Genomic DNA, 6045 nt, shown 5'->3' with positions numbered 1-6045 from the left:
GAAATAGAACATGTATTAGAAGAGTTAGAATATCAAATCTGGAGTGTGGGAAGTGGGGTTTTAGAGGGTTTGCAGCCACTAAGCCAACAGATTCCCAATTTCTTAAGGCTAAAGATACCGGCTGGTTGGACTGTTGATTATATTACATTAAAAGATACTGATCCTAAGAACCTAGAGGCAAATGATGATACTTGGTTATTTGACTTTAACCAAGATCTCCTACAGATTTCTCACAAGACAAAAAACTTGTTGCTTGACGTAGGGTGGTACCCAGAAGGGGATCCAGCTGGAAGTTACGGTATTGAACTTATAAAAAACGAAGATTGGGGAAATCCGGTAGAAGATATTATGTGCATTGAGCTTAAAGAATTAATTAAACAATTGGATAATATTTTTATGAAAGAAATTAAAAATGAATACTAATAAAAAAGCAGGTTGTATTACCCTGCTTTTTTCAAAGAGGCATCTATTATTATTGATACAGGAGCCTTCGCTAATACCATCAGATAGAAGTTAACTAGTTACTATAGAGGTTATCATTGTGAGAAAACATGTTAGGTTAGATGTTCCAAAAGCTAATATACACCCTCTACGAATAACACAAGGATGGAAAGTGAATTATAATCATTTTGTTGAAATAGACCCAAGAACTTTAGAACCGAATGATGATTCCTGGTTTTTGTTCACAGACAGTTTGTTGCAGCTTTATCATGAACAATCTTCAATAACACTTGATTTAGGCTGGGTTCCTGACATTTCTCCTGAAGGTAATTATCTGGTTTTAATAGCCAAAAATAATGATTGGGAAGATCCTATTAAAGAATTTTCATCAGATGACTATAAAAAAGTGATTTTATATATTGAATATCATTTAAATCAAGTAACAACTACTTGGTGGAAGTAGGTTTAATGATTCTTGATTAATGGATGGAATGGTTACTATTTATGGAACATGGAATCAGATTTATTAATGAATATCCTGAAATCGGTCTTTTTTAAGAAGTAAAGAGAGGAAAACTAGTGAAATGAAAGTACATCAAATTCACGATTTTCATCTAAAAGATGAATCGGATTTTGTTCAAACACAACAATCCCTTAAACATAAAATCAACCTATCACCCTCCATCACCCCAGACTCCATCAACACCTGCGCAGGCGTCGACCTCGCTTATTGGGAGCAGGACGGCGAACCGTACGGGGTGTGTAGTATTATCGTGATTGATGCTGATACTAAAGAAGTCATTGAAAAAGTGCACAGCATGGGGAAAATCAGTGTGCCGTATGTTGCTGGCTTCCTTGCGTTTCGTGAGCTGCCGCTGATCATCGAGGCGGCGAAAAAATTGGAGACGGAGCCCGATGTGTTTTTGTTTGATGGCAACGGGTATCTGCATTACAACCATATGGGCGTTGCCACCCATGCTGCTTTTTTTCTCGGTAAGCCGACAATTGGGATTGCGAAAACCTATCTCAAAATCAAAGACTGTGATTTCGTCATGCCTGAAAATGAAGTTGGTGCATATACCGATATTATCATTGATGGCGAGGTATATGGTCGGGCGTTGCGGACGCGGCGGGACGTGAAGCCTATCTTCTTGTCTTGCGGAAATCATATTGATTTAGAAAGCAGCTATCAGATCACGATGAGCCTGATCAATCAAGAAAGCAGGCTGCCAATCCCTGTCCGCCTTGCTGACCTAGAAACACATATCTTGCGAACGTTCTATCAGAAAAATCACGTGTAACACTTGCAGGCCCGGAACTGCAAGTGTTTTTTATTGATTTCTGTATATTTCGCTTATATATAAAGACGGGGACACTCCAGTCACCCGTTTGAACACTCTGCTGAAGTAATAAGGGTTAGAAAAGCCTAATGTGCTGCTGACTTCAGTTACATTTAAGTTGGTTGTTTTGAATAGATCAATTGCCTGTGCAATCAGCAGTTCATTTTTATAAGCTGTTATGCTTTTCCCGGTTTGCTTTTTGAAGAGGGAGGAAAGGTAGGCATAATTCATTTCTAAAGCATCCTCAAAGTCTCTGCTGACCAGCTTTGCATGCTTGTTACGGTGCAGAAATTCAATGATTCGGCTGATGACCCTTGAAGAGCGTGTGCCGGCCTGACTGTTTATAGCATTTCTATACAGATCAATGAAGAGTTGATAGGTGAGAGAACACGCTTGGAGCGCCCTGAAAGCACTTGGTGATTCAAAGGCATGAACAATGCTGCTCAGCTGTTTTTCTGTGTACTCACGATGAGAGACAGAACCGCTTTTCGGAAAGGTTAATTGTGATGAATAGATGCTGTCGAGAAGGATTGGTGAATTGTGAAATGGAGAAAACTCGTCCTCCTGATCCACGGAAGGTTCGGCATAAAAATGAATGTAGTACCATTCGGTGCCGGGTGTATAAAAATCGCCTCCCCAATGCGGTGTATTGTTCTTAAGAAAAAGATATCCCCCCGCCTGAATGCGGTACTCGTTTTCGTTCTCAAATACATGGATCGCGCCTTGTTTTACGTAAAAAAATACACTGATTCTATCCATCGTCCTGTCAGGGTGACGTAAAGTCCCTTCTGTATCCTTCATATGTCCGGCCTCACGGATTTTAGGGAGATGATTGGCTTGGAGTTTTACTTCATACATGGCTTCACCATCTTTCACTATTCTTATCTCCAGTGTAACGGTTCAATCTAAAAAAAGGATATGTTTTTGATAAATAATGAATTCACATCCCATATCATCATTTGGATAATGAAAGCATCACCATGAATGATGAAACGTGATAGGGGGAGATCAAGATATGAAAGATGTAACATTATTAAAAGGCATGTTTTATGATTCCCAGATGAAAGGGAAGGAATATTTGCTTTTTTTGGATGTAGACCGTCTTTTGGCTCCGTGTTATGAGGCTGTATCACAGACGCCTAAAAAACCGCGCTACGGCGGGTGGGAGGCAAAGGAAATTGCCGGGCATTCGATCGGTCATTGGCTGTCAGCCGCATCAGCCATGTACCAGGCTTCCGGAGATGAAAAACTGAAAAGAAAAGCAGAGTACGCAGTGAATGAGCTGAGTCATATCCAACAATTTGATGAAGAGGGGTATGTAAGCGGTTTCTCCAGAGCGTGTTTTGATGAGGTGTTCAGTGGTGATTTTCGGGTGGACCACTTTAGTCTGGGAGGTTCTTGGGTGCCGTGGTACAGCATCCATAAACTGTTTGCGGGATTAATAGATACGTATCGGCTAACCGGCAATCAGACGGCTTTACGTGTCGTCGTCAAGCTGGCTGATTGGGCAAAAAAGGGGCTGGATCGTCTGACGGACGAGCAATTTCAGCGTATGCTGATATGTGAACATGGCGGAATGAATGAGGCGATGGCCGATCTTTTTATGCTGACGAAAAACAAAGCATATCTTGAACTTGCGGAACGTTTCTGTCATCGTGCCATTCTTCAGCCTCTGGCAGAGGGGAAGGATGAGCTTGAAGGAAAGCATGCCAATACCCAAATTCCAAAGGTGATCGGGGCCGCCAAGCTGTATGACATTACTGGTAATGAAGCATATAGAAATGCCGCGCTCTTCTTTTGGGAACAGGTTGTTTATCAGCGTTCCTACGCAATTGGCGGCAACAGTATTGGAGAGCATTTCGGAGCGGAAGGCAGCGAGGAGTTGGGGGTGACAACCGCAGAAACGTGCAATACGTATAACATGCTGAAATTGACCGGGCATTTATTCTGGTGGTTTCAAGAATCGAGATTTATGGATTACTATGAGAAAGCCCTTTATAATCACATTCTTGCTTCCCAAGATCCTGATTCAGGCATGAAAACCTATTTTGTTTCCACACAGCCGGGGCATTTCAAGGTGTATTGTTCACCGGAAGATTCTTTTTGGTGCTGTACAGGCACCGGGATGGAAAACCCTGCGCGCTATACGCAGCATATTTATGATATAGACCAAGACGATCTGTATGTGAATTTATTTATTCCTTCACAAATAAACATGCAAGAAAAACAACTGATCATCACACAGGAAACCTCTTTTCCAGCAGCCGAAAAAACCAGGCTAGTTGTCAAAAAAGCTGACGGTGTGCCTATGACACTGCATATTCGTATTCCTTATTGGACAAATGGCGGCCTTAAAGCTGCGGTCAATGGGAAACGAATTCAATCGGTTGAGAAAAATGGGTACCTCGTTATTCACAAACATTGGAATACAGGAGATTGTATTGAGATTGATTTGCCGATGAAACTCCACATCTATCAAGCGAAGGATGATCCTAAAAAAAGCGTCCTGATGTATGGGCCGGTTGTATTGGCAGGAGCACTAGGCAGAGAGGACTTCCCTGAAACAGATATACTTGCTGATCATCTCGCTCTCAATAACCATCCGTTAATTGATGTCCCTGTGTTGGTGGCGGATCAGCGTCAATTGGATCATTGGGTGAAGCGGGTAGATGAAACATCACTCGTATTTCAAACGAAACGGATTGGCCAGCCAGGGAATGAAGAAATCACATTCATGCCGTTCTACAATGTGCATCATCAGCGGTATTCCGTTTACTGGTATGTGATGACCGAAAAGGAATATCTTGATTTTACAGATGAAGAAAAAGAAAGGCAGGAAATCATCAGACGCATAACCGTTGATGCCGTTCAGCCGAATGAACAGCAGCAGGAGATAGAACATCACTTGAAAAAAGAAAACTCTTACTCCGGTTACGCAAGTATCGTTCACAGAGGCTGGCGAGACAGCAGAGGAGATGGTTTTTTCAGTTATGAGATGAAAACAGAGCCGAGTCAACCCATGTATTTGCTGGTCACTTATTTTGGAAGTGATGATACCTTTCAATCGGAGGAACAAACATACGAAAGAAATTTTGAGATCATGATAGATGATCAACTACTGGCCAGACAGCAGCTAAAGGCAACTCACCCAGGAAGGCTTTTTGATGTATGTTATGACATTCCAGTTGCATATACGAAAGGAAAAGAGAGAGTAACTGTCACGTTCAAATCAAGTGAGGGAACAGCAGCCGGCGGAGTGTTTGGGGTAAGGATGATTAATGAAAAAATGGTTTTACATTGAATGCATATCGATATGAAGCTTGTTCACTCAAAAACTTGCGACCCATGGGCCGCAAGTTTTTTATTTGAATGTTTTCCGCGTCAAATCGATAAAAGCCTTTAATGGCGCAGACATCCACTTGTCCTTATGCCATGCTAGTTGAGTGAAAACGGGGCAATCGCTCTGCCAATTAAGTTCTTTCATCCGGCCTGCTGCAATATCATCTTTTACTGTCATTTCAGGCAAGATTCCAATCCCAAGTCCGGCCATCACGCATTGCTTGATGGCTTCTATGCTGACGAATTCCAATTTGTTAGGATAGACACCGGAGTCATGTAAAGTGTTCTCAAAGAGCGTGCGGTACGAGCAGCCGTCCTCTGTCAGCAGAAGAGTTTCGTTTTGAAGCTCCTTCAATGTTACTGGTAAATCTGCGGGGAAAAGATGGTCGTTAGCAGCCACCATTTTGATCTCATCCTGAATCAAAGATTCAACGTGCAATGTGTCATCCGGCCGGTTTACATCCAAGATGAAGGTGATATCAAGCTGGCCCTGTAAGAGCTGTTCTTTTGCTTGTTCATTGGAGATATATGGTTTGAATATGAGCTTTACTTGGGGAAAAGCGTGTTTAAATTCTTTTATGATAGGCGGAAGGCGGTATGTGCACTGGCTTTCCGTCGCCCCGATTTTTAAGGTTCCCGTTGTTTCTCTTACTTGATTTGCGGCCATTTTCGCCTCTTCTGTTAAAGTAATGATCTTCTCCGCATAGGATTTGAACGTTTTTCCTGCTTCTGTCAAGATAAGCCGTTTGCCGAGCCGTTCAAATAAAGGAGTCCCGATTTCTTCTTCTAGTGATTTGATCTGGGAGGTAATGCTTGATTGTGCATAATTAAGCATCTTGGCGGTAAGGGTGAAGTTTACATGTTCTGCCGCCGTAACAAAGGTGATCAGCTGCTTCAATTCCACCTGTCTCTTCCTTTCTAAATC

General features: G+C 42.1%; 5 protein-coding genes and 1 pseudogene. 4 read left to right on the top strand and 2 right to left on the bottom strand.

Annotation, left to right across the window (positions count from 1 at the left end; all coding sequences use genetic code 11):
- The 3 genes and pseudogenes from RAC86_RS12690 to RAC86_RS12680 all read left to right on the top strand — a co-directional run.
- Positions 1 to 423, top strand: a pseudogene (locus tag RAC86_RS12690) (hypothetical protein); the annotation flags it as partial.
- A 118-nt stretch (positions 424 to 541) separates the two neighbouring features.
- Positions 542 to 904 carry a hypothetical protein gene (locus tag RAC86_RS12685; protein ID WP_072181881.1) on the top strand — a complete coding sequence of 121 codons (363 nt, stop codon included), beginning with the start codon at positions 542 to 544 and terminating at the stop codon, positions 902 to 904.
- Between the two features lie 121 nt (positions 905 to 1025).
- Positions 1026 to 1742, top strand: coding sequence for an endonuclease V (locus RAC86_RS12680; RefSeq protein ID WP_061186454.1), 717 nt, complete (start codon positions 1026 to 1028; stop codon positions 1740 to 1742).
- Positions 1743 to 1772: 30 nt separating this feature from the next.
- Here the strand turns inward: RAC86_RS12680 and RAC86_RS12675 are convergent, their stop codons facing one another.
- Positions 1773 to 2657, bottom strand: a complete 885-nt coding sequence (locus RAC86_RS12675) for an AraC family transcriptional regulator (protein ID WP_236827526.1) — start codon at positions 2655 to 2657, stop codon at positions 1773 to 1775.
- Between the two features lie 139 nt (positions 2658 to 2796).
- On the opposite strand from RAC86_RS12675, the gene RAC86_RS12670 reads away from it, so the two are divergent.
- On the top strand, positions 2797 to 5082 hold the full coding sequence (locus RAC86_RS12670; RefSeq protein ID WP_072565387.1) for a beta-L-arabinofuranosidase domain-containing protein: 2286 nt from the start codon (positions 2797 to 2799) through the stop codon (positions 5080 to 5082).
- 60 nt (positions 5083 to 5142) lie between these two features.
- On the opposite strand, the gene RAC86_RS12665 is transcribed toward RAC86_RS12670, so the two are convergent.
- Positions 5143 to 6024 carry a LysR family transcriptional regulator gene (locus RAC86_RS12665; RefSeq protein ID WP_072565386.1) on the bottom strand — a complete coding sequence of 294 codons (882 nt, stop codon included), beginning with the start codon at positions 6022 to 6024 and terminating at the stop codon, positions 5143 to 5145.
- Positions 6025 to 6045: the final 21 nt, after the last annotated feature.

This window comes from Bacillus sp. LR_5 (assembly GCF_042709275.1).
This window is presented reverse-complemented; position numbering and strand designations above follow the sequence as displayed.

Coding starts and splice junctions, on each gene's coding strand:
- RAC86_RS12680 (WP_061186454.1), top strand. CDS start 1,026: ATGAAAGTACATCAAATTCACGATTTTCATCTAAAAGATGAATCGGAT.
- RAC86_RS12670 (WP_072565387.1), top strand. CDS start 2,797: ATGAAAGATGTAACATTATTAAAAGGCATGTTTTATGATTCCCAGATG.